This window comes from Thermococcus waiotapuensis (assembly GCF_055384795.1).
In genome coordinates this window covers 149749-170026 of record NZ_AP042429.1, presented here as the reverse complement: position 1 = coordinate 170026, position 20278 = coordinate 149749, and the positions used below count along the sequence as shown (strand labels likewise).

Annotated in this window: 21 protein-coding genes; 14 read left to right on the top strand and 7 right to left on the bottom strand. The window is 54.2% G+C overall.

The window, feature by feature from the left end:
* Positions 1-41 precede the first annotated feature (41 nt).
* From ACZ47M_RS00895 to ACZ47M_RS00870, 6 genes are read left to right on the top strand one after another with little or no spacing between them, the layout of a single operon-like run.
* Positions 42-1835: an Ig-like domain-containing protein gene (locus ACZ47M_RS00895; protein WP_315343285.1), complete on the top strand. Its 1794-nt coding sequence runs from the start codon at positions 42-44 to the stop codon at positions 1833-1835.
* Positions 1832-2821 (top strand): DUF4350 domain-containing protein, encoded by a 990-nt coding sequence (locus tag ACZ47M_RS00890; protein ID WP_315343284.1) that lies wholly within the window; start codon positions 1832-1834, stop codon positions 2819-2821. Before ACZ47M_RS00895 ends, ACZ47M_RS00890 begins: the two co-directional genes overlap by 4 nt.
* Positions 2822-2823: 2 nt before the next feature.
* Complete coding sequence (locus tag ACZ47M_RS00885; protein WP_315343282.1) at positions 2824-3744, top strand: AAA family ATPase; 921 nt, start codon at positions 2824-2826, stop codon at positions 3742-3744.
* Positions 3741-5021 (top strand): DUF58 domain-containing protein, encoded by a 1281-nt coding sequence (locus ACZ47M_RS00880; protein WP_315343279.1) that lies wholly within the window; start codon positions 3741-3743, stop codon positions 5019-5021. Before ACZ47M_RS00885 ends, ACZ47M_RS00880 begins: the two co-directional genes overlap by 4 nt.
* Positions 5018-5560: a hypothetical protein gene (locus tag ACZ47M_RS00875; RefSeq protein WP_315343278.1), complete on the top strand. Its 543-nt coding sequence runs from the start codon at positions 5018-5020 to the stop codon at positions 5558-5560. The genes ACZ47M_RS00880 and ACZ47M_RS00875 overlap by 4 nt, the downstream gene beginning before the upstream one ends.
* Positions 5561-5564: 4 nt before the next feature.
* On the top strand, positions 5565-6386 hold the full coding sequence (locus tag ACZ47M_RS00870) for an exosortase/archaeosortase family protein (RefSeq protein WP_315343276.1): 822 nt from the start codon (positions 5565-5567) through the stop codon (positions 6384-6386).
* Here the strand turns inward: ACZ47M_RS00870 and ACZ47M_RS00865 are convergent.
* Both ACZ47M_RS00865 and ACZ47M_RS00860 read right to left on the bottom strand, forming a co-directional pair.
* Complete coding sequence (locus ACZ47M_RS00865) at positions 6373-10038, bottom strand: carbohydrate-binding protein (protein WP_315343274.1); 3666 nt, start codon at positions 10036-10038, stop codon at positions 6373-6375. The two genes, ACZ47M_RS00870 and ACZ47M_RS00865, sit on opposite strands and share 14 nt — an antisense overlap.
* 90 nt (positions 10039-10128) lie before the next feature.
* Entirely contained in the window at positions 10129-11016 is an 888-nt protein-coding gene (locus ACZ47M_RS00860; protein ID WP_315343271.1) for a DOMON domain-containing protein, read from the bottom strand.
* A gap of 164 nt (positions 11017-11180) precedes the next feature.
* On the opposite strand from ACZ47M_RS00860, the gene ACZ47M_RS00855 reads away from it, so the two are divergent.
* The 4 genes from ACZ47M_RS00855 (at position 11181) to ACZ47M_RS00840 (ending at position 14661) form a co-directional block, all read left to right on the top strand.
* Complete coding sequence (locus ACZ47M_RS00855; protein ID WP_315343268.1) at positions 11181-12182, top strand: DUF1616 domain-containing protein; 1002 nt, start codon at positions 11181-11183, stop codon at positions 12180-12182.
* Between the two features lie 72 nt (positions 12183-12254).
* Complete coding sequence (locus ACZ47M_RS00850) at positions 12255-13418, top strand: site-2 protease family protein (RefSeq protein ID WP_315343327.1); 1164 nt, start codon at positions 12255-12257, stop codon at positions 13416-13418.
* A 49-nt stretch (positions 13419-13467) separates the two neighbouring features.
* On the top strand, positions 13468-14445 hold the full coding sequence (locus ACZ47M_RS00845; protein WP_315343266.1) for a TIGR00269 family protein: 978 nt from the start codon (positions 13468-13470) through the stop codon (positions 14443-14445).
* Positions 14446-14463: 18 nt separating this feature from the next.
* Positions 14464-14661 carry a TIGR04140 family protein gene (locus ACZ47M_RS00840; protein WP_315343264.1) on the top strand — a complete coding sequence of 66 codons (198 nt, stop codon included), beginning with the start codon at positions 14464-14466 and terminating at the stop codon, positions 14659-14661.
* Here the strand turns inward: ACZ47M_RS00840 and ACZ47M_RS00835 are convergent, their stop codons facing one another.
* Together ACZ47M_RS00835 and ACZ47M_RS00830 are read right to left on the bottom strand one after the other, a co-directional pair.
* Entirely contained in the window at positions 14662-15078 is a 417-nt protein-coding gene (locus ACZ47M_RS00835; RefSeq protein WP_315343261.1) for a hypothetical protein, read from the bottom strand.
* Positions 14994-15404, bottom strand: a complete 411-nt coding sequence (locus ACZ47M_RS00830; protein ID WP_315343259.1) for an RAD55 family ATPase — start codon at positions 15402-15404, stop codon at positions 14994-14996. The genes ACZ47M_RS00835 and ACZ47M_RS00830 overlap by 85 nt, the downstream gene beginning before the upstream one ends.
* Positions 15405-15615: 211 nt before the next feature.
* Here ACZ47M_RS00830 and ACZ47M_RS00825 point away from each other — a divergent pair, with 211 nt between their 5' ends.
* The 3 genes from ACZ47M_RS00825 (at position 15616) to ACZ47M_RS00815 (ending at position 16772) form a co-directional block, all read left to right on the top strand.
* The gene (locus ACZ47M_RS00825) at positions 15616-15825 is read left to right on the top strand and encodes a hypothetical protein (protein ID WP_315343257.1); all 210 of its coding nucleotides are present in this window, start codon (positions 15616-15618) and stop codon (positions 15823-15825) included.
* Between the two features lie 176 nt (positions 15826-16001).
* Positions 16002-16205: a hypothetical protein gene (locus tag ACZ47M_RS00820; RefSeq protein WP_315343254.1), complete on the top strand. Its 204-nt coding sequence runs from the start codon at positions 16002-16004 to the stop codon at positions 16203-16205.
* Between the two features lie 306 nt (positions 16206-16511).
* Entirely contained in the window at positions 16512-16772 is a 261-nt protein-coding gene (locus tag ACZ47M_RS00815) for a hypothetical protein (protein ID WP_315343251.1), read from the top strand.
* A 17-nt stretch (positions 16773-16789) separates the two neighbouring features.
* Here the strand turns inward: ACZ47M_RS00815 and ACZ47M_RS00810 are convergent, their stop codons facing one another.
* Both ACZ47M_RS00810 and ACZ47M_RS00805 read right to left on the bottom strand, forming a co-directional pair.
* Entirely contained in the window at positions 16790-17236 is a 447-nt protein-coding gene (locus ACZ47M_RS00810) for a hypothetical protein (protein ID WP_315343248.1), read from the bottom strand.
* Positions 17237-17249: 13 nt separating this feature from the next.
* A complete protein-coding gene (locus ACZ47M_RS00805; protein ID WP_315343246.1) occupies positions 17250-17942 on the bottom strand; it encodes an RAD55 family ATPase in 693 nt (230 codons plus the stop codon).
* A gap of 84 nt (positions 17943-18026) precedes the next feature.
* On the opposite strand from ACZ47M_RS00805, the gene ACZ47M_RS00800 reads away from it, so the two are divergent.
* Positions 18027-18881 carry a class I SAM-dependent methyltransferase gene (locus ACZ47M_RS00800; RefSeq protein WP_315343244.1) on the top strand — a complete coding sequence of 285 codons (855 nt, stop codon included), beginning with the start codon at positions 18027-18029 and terminating at the stop codon, positions 18879-18881.
* Here ACZ47M_RS00800 and ACZ47M_RS00795 read toward each other — a convergent pair.
* Positions 18878-20278, bottom strand: a complete 1401-nt coding sequence (locus ACZ47M_RS00795; RefSeq protein ID WP_315343241.1) for a metal-dependent hydrolase — start codon at positions 20276-20278, stop codon at positions 18878-18880. The two genes, ACZ47M_RS00800 and ACZ47M_RS00795, sit on opposite strands and share 4 nt — an antisense overlap.

The window sequence follows — 20278 nt, the reverse complement described above, 5'->3', positions numbered from 1 at the left end:
CCTCGATTTGGGGGAAAGCTTAAAAAGATTTTCGTGCTCAAGTGGGCGGGAGTGAAATGAGACCATGGAACATTACAAAATTTCTGACGGTTGCCATTATCGTTCTGCTAATCCTCCCTCCCGCGGGAGCCAGGGGAGTTGAGAAGCCGGTTCCCCATGATGAGTTTTTCTATCAGTATTTCTCCCAAACCCTCAAGAAGTTCGCGTACTCCCTGAGATACGCCTACTACGAGGGAAACGACTATGGCCTGACTCTGGCAGAGAACACAAGTAGCGAACTCCTCCAGATAATGATGGAAGGTAGGATTTATCAGGAGAAGGGGGTAAAGGCGAAAGTCTTCGAGGTTCTGCCCCCGTTTTACAACTTCTCCGTTGAGCTCGTGAGCCTGGATAAGCTTTTGCTCAGCTTCCAGGAGAACAATCAAAGTCCTGCCCTTGCAATGGGTGTTATAGACACAATCACGAGGATGGAAGTGTACCTCGGGGAGATAAAGTCGATAGAGCTCTACAATGAGACAGAGATACTGAGGTTTGACACAAGAGAAATCGAGAAATACCTGAACGAGATCAGAACTGCCGCCGAAAAAGCCTTAAACCAGACCCAAAACCTGAGCGAAATCCTCAATCTGACACTCTACGTCACCAATAAGAACCCGATAGTAAACCAGAGTGTGACCTTCTTCGGTACGGCGCCATTAAACGAGAGCGTTGAGATAATAATAGGGGACAAGAACGGTCTCGAAAGGGGAATTGTAGTCCCAGTGTCGCGGTACTTCTTCGCCCTTTCCTATCGCTTCACGAACCCCGGCAAATACTTCGTGAAGGCCGTCCAGGGGAACCTGAGCACGGAGTGGCTGGAAATCGATGTAAGAAAAATACCAACGTACTTCCTGATCACCTCCCCGACCTCAGCAATAATTAACACGGCCCTTACCCTCAAAGCCGTCCTCGTGGATTACTACTCAAATCCCCTCCCTGAAAGAGAAATAACTGTGAATGGAACTCCTTTCATAACTGATTCAAACGGGACTATAGCCCTTGACCTGAAAAGTTCAAGAGAGGCCAGCTTTCGTATCACTCTGGAGTTTCGGGGAGACGAGTTCCACGAGGGCACGAGCAAGGTGGTGACAGTGGAGTTCACGAGAATACCAACGACCATAACGATAACCGGTCCTGGCACCGTCGAAGCCGGCAAAACCTTTGAAATCAGGGGTTCGATTAGTCCAGCGATAAACTCGACCGTTGAAATCTACGTTAATGATCAGCCCTACGCGATAGTTAACTCCACCAACGGCCTCTTTTCCCTAAGCATGGCACACGAAACCGCTGAAACCCTGAAGATATACGCAGTCTTCAACGGCACCGAGCTCTATCTTCCATCCAAATCGAACGTCCTCCTAGTGTCTGTGGTACCTCCGGAGGACAACCTTCTAAGATACTTAGCAGTCATCCTAATAGTCGCTGGCATCGTTACCTACTCCCAAAGGGACAGGCTCCTCAGGGGAAGGACTCGCCAGGGAGAACCCGAAGGAACCGAAGCCCTTCCCGGGATATCCCTTGAAACTCCCGCCAAGCCGGAAATCCCCGAAGACGTCGGCAAGGCATATTCCCTCGTAAGGGAGCTCCTGCTCAGAAGAAGGGGAATACCAAAGAACCTGACACCCAGGGAAGTCCTGGAAAAGCTGAGGGGATGGGAAGGGTACGAAAGCCTGAAAACCCTGACTTCCATACACGAAAAAGCCGTCTACAAAAAAGAAAACCTCACCGAAGCCGAGCTTCAGGCCTTTAAGAAGGCTGCCGAGGCAGTGATAACTGCCCTAGGTGAGGCGGGATGAGGAAGACAGTAAAGTACGCCCTGCTTGTGACGGGAGTTTTCATACTCTTCACCATGCCGCTGACGGTTCCCTACTTCAAGAGCTCCGCCCAGTACAGCATGTTCAACCCGAACTGGAACGGGATATCAAAGTTTGCGGGACTCCTTTACGGGGAAGGAAAGGAGCCAGTGCCCCTGCTGGGCCCCCTGGACTCCTACGATCTCTCCGGAGGAACACTCATGATAGTCGGGCCCGACTTAGACTACACCGCCGGGGAGATAGAGGCAATAAAGAGGTTTGTAGGGGATGGAAACACGCTCTTCATCGCGGACGACTTTGGGACGGCCAATGAAGTACTCAGGGGCCTCAACGTGCCAATGGGCATTTCCGAGTACCCCTTGAGGGACTTTTTCTACGAGATAGACGACCGCTTTCTGATAACGGTAAGGATAACCGATCCGGTGCTCGGTCTGGGCGTTGATAAAGTTATAACCAACGACCCCTCCGCGATAATAGTAACCAGAGAGGGCGAAGTCTACACGAGCGGAACGGCGATGATAAACTTCCATAAGAGGGCTTATCCGATTCTGGCCATGATGCGTTACGGAAAGGGCAGGATAATAGTCTTAGCGGACCCGGATATACTGAGCAACAACCTCTTCGACCAGAACTACCCCTTCCTGAGAAACCTGGTAGACTACATCCCTGGCCCGGTTTACATAGACGAAGGGCACCACAGCGACTTCAACCTCTACACCCAGGGGACGATAACGATACAGAGGGTTCTGCCAAAGGAGGGCGCCCAGAAAATCCTCTTCCTGCTGGGGTCGCTGGTTATAATTTATGAATTCGGCGTGCTTAGGTATCTAAGGAAGCCATTCGGAGTCATAGTTAAAAAAATAATCAGGGGAGAAAACTCCCTGGAGGAAATCGCGCTCAAACTTGCGGAGGAAAAGGGATGGGATAAAGAAGAAGTGCTCGAAATGCTGAAGAGCTTGGGTGATTGAAAATGATAATCGAAAAGATAAAGGCGGAAGTAAAAAAGGCCGTAGTTGGAATGGACGACGTTGTCGAGCTCATGACCATAGCACTGCTCTCAAAGGGACACGTTCTCCTCGAAGGCGTCCCGGGACTGGCAAAGACAACGCTGAGCAAAAACTTCGCGAGGAGTTTAAACCTGAGCTTTACCAGAATACAGATGACGCCAGACCTCCTTCCGGCTGACATAATAGGGCACAGCTTTTACGACATGAGAACAGGGGAGTTCAGGATAAGGAAGGGGCCAATATTCACGAACATCCTCCTCGTGGACGAGATAAACAGGGCATCGCCGAAGACACAGAGTGCCCTGCTCGAGGCCATGGAGGAGAAACAGGTCACCATAGAGGGCCAGACCTTCAAGCTTCCCGATCCCTTCCTGGTAATAGCCACGAGAAACCCGGTTGAGGTTGAGGGCGTCTACGAGATACCAGCGGCCCAGGCGGACAGGTTTATGATGGAGATAAAGGTCTCGTACCTCAGCGAGGATCACGAAAAGGAAATGCTGAGGAGGAAAACCCTCGGCCTCTTCGACGAGGCAAAACCTCTCATCGCCAAGGAAGAGCTCGAAAAAGCGGCAAAGGAAGTCAGGGGGGTAAAGGTCAGCGAGCCGGTAATAGATTACATCTACTCAATCCTCAAGGAAACCAGAGAAGACGAGAGGGTCCTTCTCGGAGCCTCACCGAGGGCCGGGGAACACCTTCTCCTTACTGCCAAGGCAAAGGCTTACCTGGAAAACAGGGACTACGTCATTCCGGACGACGTTAAAAGTTTAGCTGTTCCAGTTTTGTCCTACAGAATCCTGATAAAGCCTGAATACGAGATGGAAGGTCTAACGGGGGAGGAGATTGTTAGAGAAGCCCTCAACAGGATAGAGGTGCCGACTGGATGAAAACCGCCGACTTCCTGCTCGGTCTCTCAGGGGTGCTCCTTGCCGGGGCGATATTCCTCCAGAGCCCCGCACTGGCCGGGATCTCCTCAATGGTGATGGCCTACTACTCGGCGGTCAGACTGGCCTTTAGGGGAGAGGGAAAGGTAGTGCTTAAGCTTCCCGAGAGAGCCACCGAACTGGAATGGGCGGAGATCCCGGTGGAGGTTGAGTCGAAATTTGGCGTTCCGGGAAAGGCCATCGTCAGGATTAGAAATCCCGATCTGGAAGCTGAAGATGCCTCGATAGACCTGGAGCCAGAGGAAAGGGCAAAAACCCATCTCAGGATAAAGCCCTTGAAGAAGGGAACACTTGATCCAAGCGTGGAGGCGTTCCTCACAGATAAATCCGGCCTTTTTATGAGAGAACTCATGATCGAGGGGGTTAAGCCGCTGACCGTTCTCCCCTCGCCGAAAAAGGTTGCCGAAGCGAGGAGGCTCAGAAAAGAACCAAACGCCTTCGCAGAGCTCCTCCATGCCCTCGGAATAGGCAGTGAAAGCATAGACTTTGAGGAGCTGAGGGAGTTCATGCCAGGGGATGACATCAAAAAGATAGACTGGAAGGCGACTTCAAGGATCCTGAAGCCGGTAGTGAAGGTTTTTAAAAGGGAAACGCTGGCGGATGTTTACGTCCTCGTTAACGTGGATGAATCCTTCAGAAGGGAGATAAGGAACGTGAAGACAGACTACTTAGCCCTCATTCTGGCCCAGCTAATAGCTTACTTCGCCCGCCACGGCCACAGGGTTGGAATAGTTGCCTACAACGATGGCGAAGTTTACAGAGTCATAAGGAGCGTCCATGAGCCGAAGATGGCCCTCTCGGAGCTTAAGCTTGAGCCCAAACCTGGAAGACCCCAGCTAAGACCCTCCCCTCTGAGGGAGGACATTCTCATCAGGAGGATCCTGCGGATAAAGGCGAGAACTCCGCTTTCGGGCATCGAAAAGGCTGTAAATACCGTTCCTGAAAGCTCGTACGTGGTTATACTCGATGACATCGGCCTCCATCCCTGGGCCATACTCAGCGCTGCCAGCATGCTCGAGGAGAAAGGCTCTAAGATAGCCATCCTGTATCCCAATCCGGTGAGATTTATCCCGCGGGAGAGCGTCAGACCAGAAAACCTCGAATCCCTTTATCTGGCTTATAAGGAGAGGAAAGAGCTGCTGAGGAAGATCAGGGGCAGAATAACAGTTGTGGAGGTGTCGCCGAAGGATCTCCTACCAAGGGTGGTGAATGCCCTATGATAGGCCTCGTTGCTTCAATTGTGAGTTCAGCGGTGCTGAAATCCTGGATTCCACTGGTGGCGGTCATAGCTTACGCCCTCACCCCAAGGGGGAGAAAAGCCGCCCTCTTCGGAGTTTCCCTATACTTTCTGGCCCTCATATACAGCCCCGGCTTCGATTCGGTTTACACAGCGAGGGGTCTGAGGGAGCTCGTAGTCCTGGGAATGACGACGGTTTTAATCCTCAACGACGTCCTCCAGGGGAAGATAAAGGTGAAGGATAAAAGAGAGCTCGCCCTTCTGGGCGTTCTGGCAGTCTCTGCAATAAACGACTACACCCTTTTCGCGGCACTAATAGTTGTAACTGCATACGAGCTCCGCGAAAGCTTTGGAAAAGCCGCCCTTTACTTCCTCTCCTGGCTGGCCGTTACGGGGGTGACCCTGCTCATCCTGAGGGGAAAGCTCCCGGGGACCGCTGCTGAGGCCTTCGTGATAAGCGCCTTGGGACTTGCGGCGGTTGCAGCAGGAATGATCAGGGACACGGATCACGCTGAGGTGTAAAGTTATGGCGGTAAAAATCAGAACGTTCGAAGTGCTTGTTGTGCTCTTAACAACGGCCGTTTTTCTGATTTACAGGACTCCCTTCACGCTTTACGCTGGCCTGATTTACGCCCTAACACTCCGCATCTCGGAAAAGAGGGCCCTCCCGAAGAGGCCCGGATTAGATCTCCAGGCAATCATCGGGGCCTCGTTCATCATGATCTCACCGGCCTTTCTTGTGATCAGGCTGGGAGAATACACGAGCCCCTCGGCCTTTCTCACCTTTCTCCTTCTCGGCCTCCAGCTCATACTCTACGAATTACGGGGCCTTGAGGTGCCTTCAATAGTTGTAGCCGGGGGAGCGACGATAGCCCTGCTGGCCAAAACCGATCTGATCAGCGAGGCAATAGATGCGACAAGTGCCCTCTTTGTGGACGTCACCTCGATACTTGTTAAAGGGCTAGTGACCCTCTCTGGAGTCCCCATAAAGATCAACGGAAACGTGGCGGTGGTAAGGAAAAGTATAGTGATAATCGGCTCCGGCTGTTCTGGCTTCGATGCCTTCGTTATTTACATCCTCGCGACCCTGCTGCTCATTTACCTGAGGAAATCCAGTAGAAAGGAGGCCGCCCTGTTGCTCCTCGGCGCCATCGGGATAATTCCCCTGAACGCGGTTAGGATATTCACCCTTCTGGTCATTGGCTACTACAGCGGGATGTCCTTCTTAGAGCTGTTCCACTCCCACCTTGGGGACCTGATGTTCGTTGCCTATGTCTTCATCTACTGGTGGGCCGTGCTCAGGTGGAAGAAACAGGTAAAAGGGGAAGAAAAGCTCACCGCCTCCTGAAAAGCAGTAGAGTACCCAGGGCAACGGCCAGGCCAACGGCGAGGTTGCTGAAGAAGGGAATATTTGAGAGGTCAACCATATGGGCTGTATCTATTGAACCGTCGCCCAGCTCACCGTCCGTGTTCAGGGCGCTCATAAGCTCAACTACCCCGGGCGAACCGGGATTTACCGTGCCGCCCCCGCCGTCCCCTATGAAGACAAGGACGTTAAAGCCTATCGAAGAGGGGTTTCCGAGGAGAGACCTCGGGATTGCCACCTGAACAACGCCGCTGGCCTTTGATGCTATAGCATAGTAGTCCCCGGTGAGCCCGTTAAAGCTTGAATCATAGATCTTAACTCCAGGCTCAGTGAATAACACCGAGTCTGGCACTCCCGCCTTTGAGAGGTCGACGGTTACCCAGTAGTCCCAGCCAGGGGAGTACCTAAGCGAGCCGTCATAGGGGACTGCATGGTTAGCCCCTGAGCCCGTGTTTATCGGAATGGCTATGATCGGTGCCCCGAAGCTTCCCAGAGAGGACAGGTTCCCCAGCTTTATCGAGAAGTATATGTAATCGCCGTCCGCCCTTAGGCGAACGCTCAGGAGGTCGTAGTTCTCAGGGTCCCACGGGTAGTTCTTTGTTGAATGCTCGTCTCCAGGGGCGTCGTTCCAGACGTATTCGCCGTCGTGGATCTCCCCTGTGTTGGGGGCGGGCAGGTAGCTTCCCCATGAGCTTTCGTCACCGGTGAGGGAGGTGTAAACACTTCCCGGGACGTTTGAAGGTGCCAAATAGAGGTGGTAGTCCATCCAGCCGTTGTTGTCCCACTCACTTCCGTTCGTGAAGACGAAGTCCACGGAACCCCAGTTGGTAGAGGTTTTGATGGTAACCTTCCAGAGGCCGTTCTCATGGGTCATCGGCGTGTCCGTCACGTCTTTCCAGCCGTCGTGTCCCCAGTGGAGCGTTAATGAAGTAGAGCCTTCCAGGGGGCCACCGCTCGCGTTGTAGTATATTGTAACCGATTCACCTGCGCGGGGATTTGACGGAGAAGCCAGCACGGTTCCCCTTATCGGCTCGCTGAGGAGCTTTCCAAAGATTGAGGCGTTCCACGGCCCGGCATACAGGTAAAAGGTGGCATCGCCGCTGAACTTTATCTCATCGACTATGGTACGGGTTCTCCAGTCCTCTCCCCTGTTGAAGGAAGCTGGGCCCGGGATTACGTAGGCCCCGAGCGTGTCCGTTTCAGTGTTGTAGTAGCCCGCAACTTTGCCGTCGTAGAGCCAGACCCTGCTCATGTGGGCCTTCCCGTTGTGGAGCATGTCGCCTAACCCCGGCGAGAAGCCCGTCTTGACGTAAATCGTCTCGGCTACGTTCCGGTAGGTTACCTTGAGATAGGGCCATCCCCTGCGGAGCTCTATGTATTTGGTGAAGCCTCCAGGGCTTTTTGCGGCTATGAGAACCTTTCCACCGGTTCCGTTGTCGAGGATGGAGAGCTGGTAGTAGTCGTTCTCATAGGTTCCGCCATTGTGAGCATCGCTCAGACCCCAGATGTGGTTGCCGTCGTTGTAGTCACCTTCAGTCCCACCCCAGAGGGCCATCGAGTTCCCGATGATTACCTGCCCGTTGGAGTCGAAGAGCCAGCCAATCCTTCCGCCTATCGGGTCTATCACAGCGTAAAGCCTGTCGTTTTGGATTACGATCTCGTTGTCTTTGTCGCCGTCAACGTTCTTCCAGTAGGCTAAGAGCGGTTTGTCGTTATCACTGAGCCACCACGCGGCATAGGCGTAGGCCAGCGAGTGCCTCATGTGGGAGGTTATTTCTTTTTCCCAGCCGCTTATCGGCCCCGTGAGGCCGTCGTGCCAGCCGGTCTCGTAGAGGTTTGCTATGAGGGTTATCCAGGCCATCTCCACGAGGTTGTTGTTTATTCCTTTGTTCTCCAGGGTCTTAAGCTCCTGGTAGGCATCCCACCAGAGCGCACCGGCGCTCTTGGGGCAGTTGTAGGGGTAGTAGTTTATGGCCCAGTCTTTGTACCAGGCATTTCTCTCAGCTACCCCATCGCCGTTTACGTCTCCAGTGCCCCCATAGCCGCTCATCCCGCCTATTTCGGAGTAAGTGCCTGGGACCGGCCAGTAGTCGCCCCCATCACCCCAGAAGCGGTCGCCCTGCCACGAGTTCCATGAGAGAACGTCGTCAAGTTTAACCGCCTGGATCCACGGGTGGGAGGCGAGGTACCTCACCGCGTAGAGGTAATCCTGGGGATCCGTTGGCCAGTTTGCCACGCCAGCGGCCTTCTCCCAGTCGTCGGCGTAAACGTCTATCTGCTCCTGGTCACTGCTCAAGGCGAGGTCGAGCCAGTGGGCCTTTACGCTCGTCCAGATATCTGACTCCCAGTCGCTTGAGCTGTAGATTACGTCCTTCAGCCAGTCGTCGATGAAGAAAATCCTGAGCATTCCGTTGGGGAGCCTGTAAACCTTTCGCGGGTTTATTGGATTTCCGTTGGTGTCCTTACCGCTTCCGTGGGTGTTCTCGTCGAGGATGACTGCCTCAGCGTAGGGCTGGCCGTCCGCCGGGTCTATTGCCGCAAAGTACTCCCACGGGTCGCTCTTTACCCCGTTGAGAGGATCGCCGTCGCTGAGCCCGGTCTCCCACACCCTCTCTGGAACCCAGGCGACCTTTGGGTTGTAGCGGAAAAGCTCCCAGATGAGGGTATTTTCAAGGGCGATGCTCTTCACGTTCAGGTCCTGGGGGAAGAAGGGCATTATGTGCTGACCGTAGGAGGAGGTGAGTACGCTTATCCACCCCTCGGAGATGCCCTTGTTTATCTCGTCCCTGAAGCCGAAGTCCCCGCAGTGGGGGTCGTTCCACAGCATCGACTCGAGGAGGACACCGCTCATGTGGAGGTTCACCGGGACTTTGTACTGGTCGTGAACCCGGAGTATCTCGTCGAAGCCAGTCCCTATGCCCCCGCAGAAGACGTCCGTGCAGCCTATGTGCTGGTTGCCGTGGTGGACGAAGGCGACCTTGGCGGTGCCAGCGTGAGCATTGCTTGAAACGGAGTAGTGGAGGTCGTCTGGGAGAGAGTCAGTTATGACAGGGTTAAAGTCCTTGGAGGACAGAACCTGGAAGTTAACGGTGCTGGTGTAGGAATAACCCGGGAGCCTGCCCGCGTTGAGCTGAACCACTATGAAGTCGTACTCAGCGTTGAAGGTAACCCCAAGTACGGCCCCGTCCAGCGTGGAGCCGTTGGGCAGGTAAACCCTGTAATTACCCGGCGAGTAGATGGCGACCGCAGCGTCCCACTCCATCGAAGTGCTCCCCTGCAGACCGTCGGGGAGCCACGTTGCGCCGCCGCTGCTGTAGTCCATCAGGATGTACCAGTTGGCGTTGTTCTCGTCGTTAACTTTGAGGTTCATGAGGTCTATCCTCATGGACACGACCGAGGGATAGGCCGCGTAGTAGAATGCTATAATGTCCCTCGCCCCGTCGCTGCCGTCGCTGTAGAGATAGATATCGCCATGGCCGTCGAGGGCCTTCACATTATCGTAGTTCCACGAGAATGGGTCTCCACCCGCTATCTGGCCTGAGTCAGCTGAAATAAGGTTATTATTGCCGCCGAAGCCCGCGAAGAGGCTTCCCAGCAGTGTGAGGATCAGAAAAAGGGCAGGTTTCCTCGGCATCTTCAACACCACCGGTGGTACATCCATTGGAAATGAAAAAGACGTCCTAAAAAGCATTACGTCCGCAAAAATGGGAAAATTAAAGGGGGCTCAGAGGCGCCTGAAGACCAGCAGAGTACCCAGGGCAACGGCCAGACCAACGGCGAGGTTGCTGAAGAAGGGCACCTGGGAGATGTCAATATCCGCGTAGTAGTCAACGTAACCGTCCTGAACTTCGTCCCAGGTGTTTGGCCCGGTGGTCGTCATCGCATCGAGCACGTCTGAAGCACCATTTATATCCCAAGCATCACTCGAGGGGTTCATCCTAACCACTGCAAGCTCAACCCTTATCCTGCTCGGGTTTCCGAGTTCTGACTTTTTAATCCTGACCTCAAGGGCGTCGTTGGCCGTTGAAGCAACGAACATGTCGTCCGACGATGAGACATCACTCCAGCTGTTATCCACCAAGTCCAGCGGGGAGCCACCCGCCCAGACTGCTTTTCCGTCTCCATAAACTGGGGTACCATCACTCACTTGCCCGTGTGCCAGGTTGATGAGGAGCTGGTACTCCCAGTTGGCGTTTCCGTCCCGTGCTACCTGGGTATCAGAGTTGAAACCAAACCATGTTTGCCCTGAACCCTGCACCTGGTCAGTGTCTATGGTTATCATTATGCCCGGCGCCCCGTCTTGGCCAACGACGTCGAGATCTTTGAACTTTATGAGGAAGTAAATGTACGTATCGTCGGCGGTGATGCGGAACTCGGTTATGTCAACTCTGGGGTCCGGATTGCTAAAATCCGTCCTCTCGTCCCCCGTTGCATCCTTCCAGATCCACTCCCCATTGCTTATGGTATAGCTGTTGTCTGAGAGAAGGCTTGAGTCCCCAGTCCAGTCGCTTGGGTCTCCATCCACTGTTATTTTGTAGTTGCCGGCATTAACAAAGCCAGCAAGGGCCATAAACACCATCAACGCGGCCACCAGGGCACCAAACTTTCTCATGGCTCAACACCTCCCAGTAGTTGCACTGGCCCAACTTGTCCAACATCCCCGGAGGGCATATCCCTCCAGGTGATACTACATTCTTTTCGCGCCCGGAGGTTAAATAGGTTTTGCTCCCTGACAAAAACATTTTAAGAGCCAGGGATACTCTCACCGGTGGTCGAATGGAGGAGCTCACCGGCGTAAGGAAGCACTGGGATTTAGTAACCGTGGTAATGCTTTCACTTCTCCTCGACTTTCTCATAGCCTACGCTCCGGAGAGCATTCTGAGAAAAGCCCTAGGCCTGGCCTTCGTCCTATTTTTCCCGGGCTACGTTTTCATAACGGCCCTCTTCCCGGAGAAAAGGGAGCTGGACAACCTTGAGAGGCTTGCCCTGAGCTTCGGGCTGAGCATAGCGATAGTCCCCCTGATAGGCCTCGGCCTCAACTTCACCCCCTGGGGAATAAGGCTGACGCCAATCCTCGTCAGCCTGACAGTCTTCAACGTTGCGTTTGCCGCTATAGCCATCTACAGGAGGGGGAAAGCGGTAGAGCCCTGGGTGCCCTGGATAACCCTTGAGAGGATAAAGAAAGAGCTCGAGTGGGAGGAATCGAGCAGGCTCGACAGGGCCCTCACCGTCATTCTGATAGTCTCGATAATAACCTCCATCGGGGCCCTCGCGTACGTGATAAGCCACCCGAAGCAGGGGGAGAAGTTCACGGAGTTCTACATCCTCGGACCGGAAGGGAAGGCGGCCGATTACCCAACAAAATTGAGGGCCGGCCAGGAAGGCGGGGTCATAATAGGAATAGTCAACCACGAGGGCAGAAATGTCACTTACTACGTCCAGATCTGGCTGGTTAACCTGACATGGGACAATGGCACGAACACCACCGTAATCCACGAGATGTACCCGATGCCCGGCTGGTTCAACGTAACACTATCCCATGTTCCAGTAAACATAGAGGGCAACTGGACGCCGCAGTTCGAAACGAACTACACCTTCAGGATAGACAGGCCGGGGAAGTGGCAGGTCTGGTTCCTCCTCTTCAAGGACGAGCAGCCAGAGCTTCCTCCTGCTCCCCCAGATGGGAACTACGCCGAAACAGAGGCGAAAAACCTGATACTCGGGGCAATAGACGGGACAATACAGAGCCTCAAGCTGAACGTGGAGGTCGTGGGGTGATCGGGGAGTCGGCAGGTTTATAAGTCGGGGCGGCTCATAGAGGGGAGGAACAAGGGAAACGGGGAGATGCTCATGGTTTCATCGGGCCTCATAATAGGGGCGGGGGCCGTCTTGGCACTCTGGGCGGTTCTCTACGGGCTCTCCGGGAAGAGAGAAGTCGACCCCCTAACGGGAGAGCCGATTCAAAAGGAGGAAGGGTTAGAGGTGGATCTCTTCGTCGCCATGTGGCGCACCAAGCGGTTGCTTGGTTTCATCGATAGAACCGCGTCGCGGGCAAGGAAGTTCTGGAAGGTCTACGGGGACGTTGGGATAGTGGTGGGTTTCATGGGGATGGCCTATGTCTTCTACGCCCTCCTTAAAACGGCCCTGGCCGCGCTCCAGACCCAAGGAAAGCAGGCAGGAGTCCAGCTGGTCATCCCCGGGCTAACAATACCTCTCTGGTATGGCCTCATAGGTCTGGCCGTCGTTATGGTGGTTCACGAGCTGAGCCACGGTGTAGTTGCCCGGGCCGATAAGCTTCCCCTCAAGTCCGTTGGACTTGTGCTCTTCTTAGTCATTCCCGGCGCCTTTGTTGAGCCTGACGAAGAAGAACTGAAAAAGGCACCACTCAGGACGAGGCTCAGGGTTTACGGTGCCGGATCACTCGCCAACATAGTGACCGCGTTGATAGCGGTCATGGTGATAAACTTTGCCCTAACGCCCCTCTTTCAGCCAGCCGGGATAGAAGTCGCGGGCGTAATAGAAAACTCCCCCGCCTTCGGGGTGCTGGAGGCAGGGGACGTCATAACCGGGATAAACGGGGAAACCATAAGGACGCTCGAAGACTTTGAAAGGGTCATAAACGGCACGAGGCCTGGAGAAGTGATAGCCCTGACCATCCTGAGGAACGGAGAAGAAAAGAGCCTAAGCCTGAAGCTTGGCGCAAGGGAAAACGACCCCGAAAAACCTTACATTGGCATATACCTTGGCCAGCACTACACCTCAAAGGTCGGCCACGAGGCTCTCGTATTCCCGCTCTTCTTCGCCTTCTACTGGATTTACATCCTAAACCTGGGCATAGGACTCATGAACCTCTTCCCGCTCGTCCCCCTGGACGGCGGCAGGATGCTCGATGACGTGCTGAAGGAGTACCTCCCCGAGAAGCTGGCAAGACCGGTGCGGTACGCGACGATAGGGGTGGGGCTCCTCCTGCTGGCCCTCAACATCTGGCCGGCCCTCCTGAACCTTGCGAGGTGAGCGAGCCCAACCCTTTTTAAACTCACCCCCAACCTCATCTGGGAGAGCCATGGTACATAAGTGCTCAAAGTGCGGAAGGGAAGCCGTCTATCATGCACGCTACACGGGCAGGTACTACTGCCACAGGCACTTCAACGAGATGGTTGAGAAGAAGTTCAAGGAGACGGTGAAGAAATACCGCCTCATAGAGAAGGGCGAGAGGGTAGCCGTCGGCGTTTCTGGCGGAAAGGACAGCGTTGTCCTCATGCACTTATTGGCCAAGCTCCGCGAGAAGTTCCCCTTCGAGCTGGTGGCGATAACCATCGATGAGGGCATAGCCGGCTACAGGCCGGCGAGCGTTGAAGTTGCAAAGAGAAACGCGAAAAAACTCGGGATAGAGCACAGGGTTTATTCCTTCAAGGAATACATTGGCTTTACCCTTGACGAAACTGTTGAGGTAATGGGGAGCTTCGAAAGGGGAGAGCGTGTTGGGGCGTGCTCCTACTGCGGCGTCTGGAGGCGCTGGCTGCTCAATTATGCCGCCAAAGACGTTGGAGCCGATAAGCTGGCGCTCGGCCACAACCTCGACGATGAAGTCCAGATGGTCCTCATGAACATTCTCCGCGGGGACATAGCGAGACTCGGGAGGACTGGCCCCTACTATGAAGAAATCCACCCAGAGCTGGTTCCGAGGATAAAGCCCCTCCGCGAGATTCCCGAGAAGGAAACCCTCCTGTATGCCCTCCTGAACAACATTGAAGTCGATTTAAGCGAGTGCCCCTACGCTGTTGAGGCATTCCGCGCCGAAATCCGCGACTGGCTCAACGAGATGGAGGAGAAACACCCCGGAACGAAGTACCAGATCCTGAGGAGCTACGACAGGCTGTTCCCACTGATAGCAAAGACCTACACTAAGAAGACGAGCGAGCTCAACCGCTGTAAAATATGCGGCCAGCCCACGACTGAGGAGATATGCAAGGCCTGCCAGTTCCGCCTCCAGGTGGAGAGGAAGGCGAAGGAGAAGGGGCTGACCTTTAGGGTGGAGTGAAGGGTGGAGGGTTTTCCGTTGAGAATCATCGAAACTCCAATTCCGCTAAAAGAACTCGACGAAATCCGCGAGAGGAGCGGGGCAAAGGTTAGCCTGACGCCCCTGGGGAGAACCCGAAGGAACGGCATTACCCTCAACCGGGTTCTGATACAGGGAAATCAGGAGGAAATAGAGCGTTTCATGGAGTTCCTCATGCGTTCAAGGGCGGGGGGATAGCTATTCTATGATGACCCGCCCGCGCTCTATCCAAAAGCGGTAGCCACCTTCCCTTGGTTTGAAGTCCGGGAGAGGGGATTTCCTTATGACCATCTTCTCTTTGGTGGAATCCACGGAGGAGCAGAACTCGATGACGTACTGGCTGTAGAGAGCTATCCACGATACCAGCCTATCGGAGGCCCTGCCCCTATTAAGCAGAAAGATGTTGATCGGCCGCTTCCTCTTCTCCTCCATTCTTGCCCTTTCTTTCAGCGCCATCAGGCTTTGGAAGAGCTTGATGGTATTCTCTTCTCCAAGAAGGAAAGCGAGGCCATCTACCGTTACGTCTATCCCTATGGGCCTCCTGTCATGGATTCTTTCCTCCAGGATCCTGCGGTAGAGGTGGAGGTACTTGGGGAGAAAAGTCGCGGAATCCATGTGGAGCCGGTGTAAACGTAATCCTCACCATAGTCCAGCTTGTGGAAGGAGGAAAATATATCCACTATCGCCAGGTTCCCAGCTTTCCCCTCCTTTTCAACGTCGAAGTTCAGCATTCCGAGCTCCATCCTCAAAGGCGTGAGGGGAAGGACATAGTCCAAGATGACCCCAAAGTCTCCCTCCCTGATCCTGTTTCTCAGGATTTCAACGGCAAGCCCCCAGCCGTTGGAGTAGGTGTCGTAGGTTATGAGCAGGTTACTGTCTTCGAGTAAGCCCCCACCGAGAGCCTCATCGAGAAGAGGAATACCCGTACTGAGGACCTCCACATTACACCACCTTAGGGGATATAAGCGTCAAGAGTATTTAACCCTAACTCTACAAAGTCATTCCGGAGGAAGTCCATGCCCGCCTTTGCAGGGGGGCTCTCCCCGCTGTGCTGCTCCCCCAGCTCCCTGACTCCTCGGAGAACCTGGTGGACTTTCACTGAAATTCAGACAAACTCCACGCTATAAATAGGGGAACCCCAAATCCCAATCGGTGGTGGAGATGGAAGAAGTTAAGGAACTCAAGGAAGTGCTTGAGAGAGTTGACGGAAAACTGATAACGGCCGGGAAGATGTACGGGGCTATGAACTACGCGGTCTGGCTCGTAGTGATGGTTGGCTACTACATCCTCGCGGAAGCAGTAAGGTATGAACCTGTGAAGTCGGCGCTCTACTGGGCGCTTGGAGCGGAGACTGGGGCATAATTAAAGATAAAAATGGAGAAAGTACCACCTCACTCAGCAGGGACTTTGGCTCGGAGATAAAGGCGAGCAGAACCGTCAGTCTGGCGTTACTAACTGTCTGGATTATAGGAATCGTCATCGGACTCGTCCTGATACCCTCAAGCTCGGCTGAAGCAAACGCAGACACGGGGTTCGCGGTGGGTCTGCTTGCCTTCATCGCTTTCTCTCTGCTTGGCCAGTGGCTGGTGATAACAGGCGGAAACGGAGAGTTCGAGATGGTTCTCACCGGATTGTTCTCCGTGCTCGGGGCACCCATAGCCTTGAGCCTCCGGGAAGGCACGGCCGTTTGGGCCGGTTTGCAATGGAGATCAAAGACCTTCACGAGAGAAGTGATGCCATAAAGAAAGCGGGTGATCTTTGACGCATACTCCGGCCCTCCCATCATGGTCTATGGCAAGAGGCTGAGGGATGAGAGGGCTTTTGAGAGGATCAACGGGGGCTGACCAACTTCGGTATCGAGGTCGCTGGAAAGGAAGAAGACCTGGATACTTATCCACCTCAGCCACACAAACGGGACAGGCCTCTGGGATGTCATTGACGTCACCCGCTCCCGGTTCTAACCCTCTAACTGTAAACGGCGGGGCTTTCGAAAAAGTAACCTTTCATCAACGCGAAAAAGCTCTGCGACACCCCTCGCAACGAACGGGGTGAGGCCGCCCCTTGGCAGGCACGTTGGTCACATTGAGTATCTGGTTGACCTGGCGGGCTACAAGCACCCCAGCCCGGGTTTTGACTTCGTCTACCACCTTCTCAAATGGAGCGACAGAAGCATGGGGAGCTTCGAGAACGAATCGAGGATAGCCGCTCTAATCGAGAGGCTACAAGAGAACCCCCGCCCCAAAGGGGTGGCCGCCATAACCTTCGAAAACTTCAGAGGATTTTCGGAGGGGTTGTGGGATGGGGGCTGAAAAAGCAGTTGGGAAGTTTAGCCTCTCCTCACGAATCTGGGCATCAGAAGGAGTCTCCCCCTCCTGATAGCGTCGGTCGGTCTGAGCATCTGGACCTTCTCTATGCTGCGGATTCCCCTCCCAGAGGGCGACGCGGGCTCTGGAAAACCTACTGCAAGCGCTTTTTTGCTGTGACGCACTGTATCGGGGGTTTCCTCGGAGGAAAGTTTTGAGGAGATCCTCTCCAGTATCTCCCTCTCCCGGGTTCTTAATCCGTGTAATTTCCCCTCTCTGTATGCCTTAAGCACCTCCCTGAGGAGACCCGCTTCCTCTGCTGCCTTGAGTACCCCCCTCTTAAGTCTGTTACCGGCCCCTACCCACTCAGAGTTCCCGGTGTAGCCCACCCAGTAGCCAGCCAGGTACGCTCTTTTAACGATGTCCTGCTCTTCTTCCACTTCCCTGAGGGTTAAACTATTTCTCCTCACTTAGATCCCCCTCTCATTGAGTCACGACCAAGCCCCTGTCTGTGAACTTCAGGGGGAATATGCGCGTCTCATGCCTCGTCCTGCGCATCTTCAGAACCTGCACCCCGCGCACCATGTCTCCCACTGTGTCGTCCATGAAGTAGTGCAGCATTATCACGCCCTCGGCCAGGTAGTACTCCTCGGTGTATTTATCCAGATCCGTTAGCTCCGCCACGAGGATAGCTGTTACCCCCATCTCCTCGATCGTCCTTATGAAGTTGGCCAGCTGTGCCCTCTTCTCGGCTGGATTAGTGTTGCTGAAGTCTATCGCAGTAATAGGATCCACCACGAGCCTGGATACTCTCTGGGACGCGGCTATCTCCCTGATGCTCATCAAAACGCTCCCCCATGTCGGGGGTTTGCCGGCTACCTTCCAGAGGGTCTTACCGTAGTCTTGGAGAAATATCTTGCCCGACTTCACATAGCTCCACACGGAGGGATCGAAGCGAGCCATGTCCTTAACTGCCTCGAGTGGATCGTGGATGAGGGAGAAGTAAGCCGTGTTCTCGCCTTTTCTGGCCCCCTCAAGAAGGAAGTGCATCGAAAAAGTCGTTTTGCCGCTCCCAGGAGGGCCAGTGAGGAGATAAGTTTTACCCGGTAAAAGACCACCCTCTATGATTTCGTCAAACCCTTTAACCCCCGTGGGGATCCTGACCGGTACGTCCATTTAGTACCCTCCCTTCTACCCTCTTAGTAAGTTTGGCCATCATATATAAAAGGTTTTCCAGAGTGTATTACGCAGGTGAGAACGGTGGACGAAGTGTACTTTCTCACACACAGGGAAGCCGCGAGGCTACTCCTCTCGGGCGGCAAGGTAAGGGTGAACCTTGACCTCCGAAAGACGAACAAGACGTTCGAGATCACTCGCGAAGGCGAGGAGTTCGTCTTTCCCGACGGGACGAAGGTTGAAAAAAGTGTTATCGAGAGAATAGCCAAGGACGACTCCTCGGTCTATTTCGTCAAAAGTGGCGGAGTCTACAAGGCTGCCATAGCGGGGGAAGGTTACTACAAGCTCGTCCCGACGATCCCTCCTACCATAGAGATAAACGGGATTAGAATGCACCGCACGAAGGAAGTGAACCCCCTCCAGGACACGAGGAACAAGGTGAACGCGGTAAACCCGAGGGAGGGGGAGACTGTCTTTGATACTTGCATGGGGCTCGGTTACACCGCCATCGAGGCCTCAAAGAGGGGGGCCTACGTGATAACCGTTGAGAAGGACCCGAACGTCCTTGAGCTTGCTAAGATAAACCCCTGGAGCAGGGAGCTTTTCACTGGAGGGAAGGTTCAGGTCATCCAGGGGGATTCCTTCGAGGTCGTTAAGAGGTTCAAAGACGGAAGCTTTGATGTGGTAATCCATGACCCGCCGCGCTTTTCCCTGGCTGGGGAGCTTTATTCAGAGGAGTTCTACCGCGAGCTTTTTAGGGTTTTAAAGCCCGGGGGAAGGCTCTTCCACTACGTCGGCAACCCTGGAAAGAAGTACAGGGGGAAAGACCTCCAGAAAGGCGTCATGGAGCGCCTGAGAAAGGCTGGCTTCGTTGGTGTTAAGCGCGTCGAGGAAGCGCTCGGCGTTGTTGCGAGAAAACCGGAAAGGGATGGAGGTTAAATCCCCCCGACTTCCTCCAGCTCTTCGAAAGCATCCAGATTCGTGTAGTAGTCCATGAGCTGGGCTATCTCTCTTCTGAGCTTGAAGCTCCTGGCTATCGCTATTCCAAAGCCTATTATCGACGGCCATATCAGATAGAGGAGCAGCTTCATGTCGCTGATCGGAATCGGCCTCGGGTCCGTGAAGCGGTTGAAGTTCCATATCATCAGCGCTATCATCAGCCAGGCCGTGGAGAAGTTGGTCAATCCACTGCCGCTCTCGCCGAGCTTGAAGCCCGGAACCACGTCCTTTGTAATCGGCGGAAGCAGGTTGCTTCCCATGAAGCCCAGCTGGTCTTCAAAGACGTGGAGCCACTGGCCGAGCATCGAGGCCAAGGCGAGCTCGGTTGCGTGGCTGTACCCTATCAGCTTGAAGAAGGCGAAGACGATGAGGCCTATTATGATGCCCATCGTGAGCGAGTGGCTGAAGCCGTGGTGCCAGGGCAGGAAGCGGTCCTTAACTACAGTTTTCCCGTTGAACTCGGTCTTCCTGAAAGCGATCTCCGGCCCCGAGAAGGAGTCAACGCTGGTAGGCTTGGGATAGGTCTTGACGAAGGGAACGTCCACCTTCGCTATACCGTACTTCCTGTATTCAGGGACTTCACCGCCTATGGAAACGCCGCCCGGAGTCACTATCGGCCCCATCTCCACCCTTACTTCTTTCTTCGGCGGGTCGAGGTAAATCCAGAAGCGCCTGTAGACGTCACCCGGAAGGCGGATGTTGTGAATTTTAACTATTCTTTCTCCTTCGTGATAAGCTTCCTCTATGGCCTTCGCTATCGTCTCCGCTATTCCCTGCGGGTGGGGGGCGTCGCTGATGACGAGCCTGAGCGAACCGTCTTCCCCAACGTCAACGTAGCCAAAGACCAGCATTTCCTTTCCTTCCCTGATTTCACCGAACTCCTCCTCAAAGAATCTGTAGTCGTCTCCAAAGGCCTCGACCGTTATTTTTCCTGTTCCATCGGTTAGGGTGAAGACTATGCTGTTGTACTCTTCGCTGACCGTCTTCACGGTTCCATCTTTATCAACGATCTCGTAGGATATCGTTCCCGAACCTCTGGCCAGTATCTCCTCCACCCTTCCCCTGACGGCAAAAAACTGGTAGCGGTTTTTCTCGCTGAGATCACGTATCTTGACGAGCTTTGGAGCGTAGTGCTTTTTCTCATCCCAGGGCGCTGGGTCTATCTCGTAGTCTCTCCTCGCAAAGAACTTTCCGAACTTGAAGTCAACGAAGTCCGGAAAGTAGGCTGCGGCAGCGGCTATTACCGGGATCAGGATGCCCATCCTGAGGTCACTAACCAGCGCGGGGAAGAAGGTAACCGCGGCAAGGCCCGATATGTAATGGGTAAATCCCCTCAT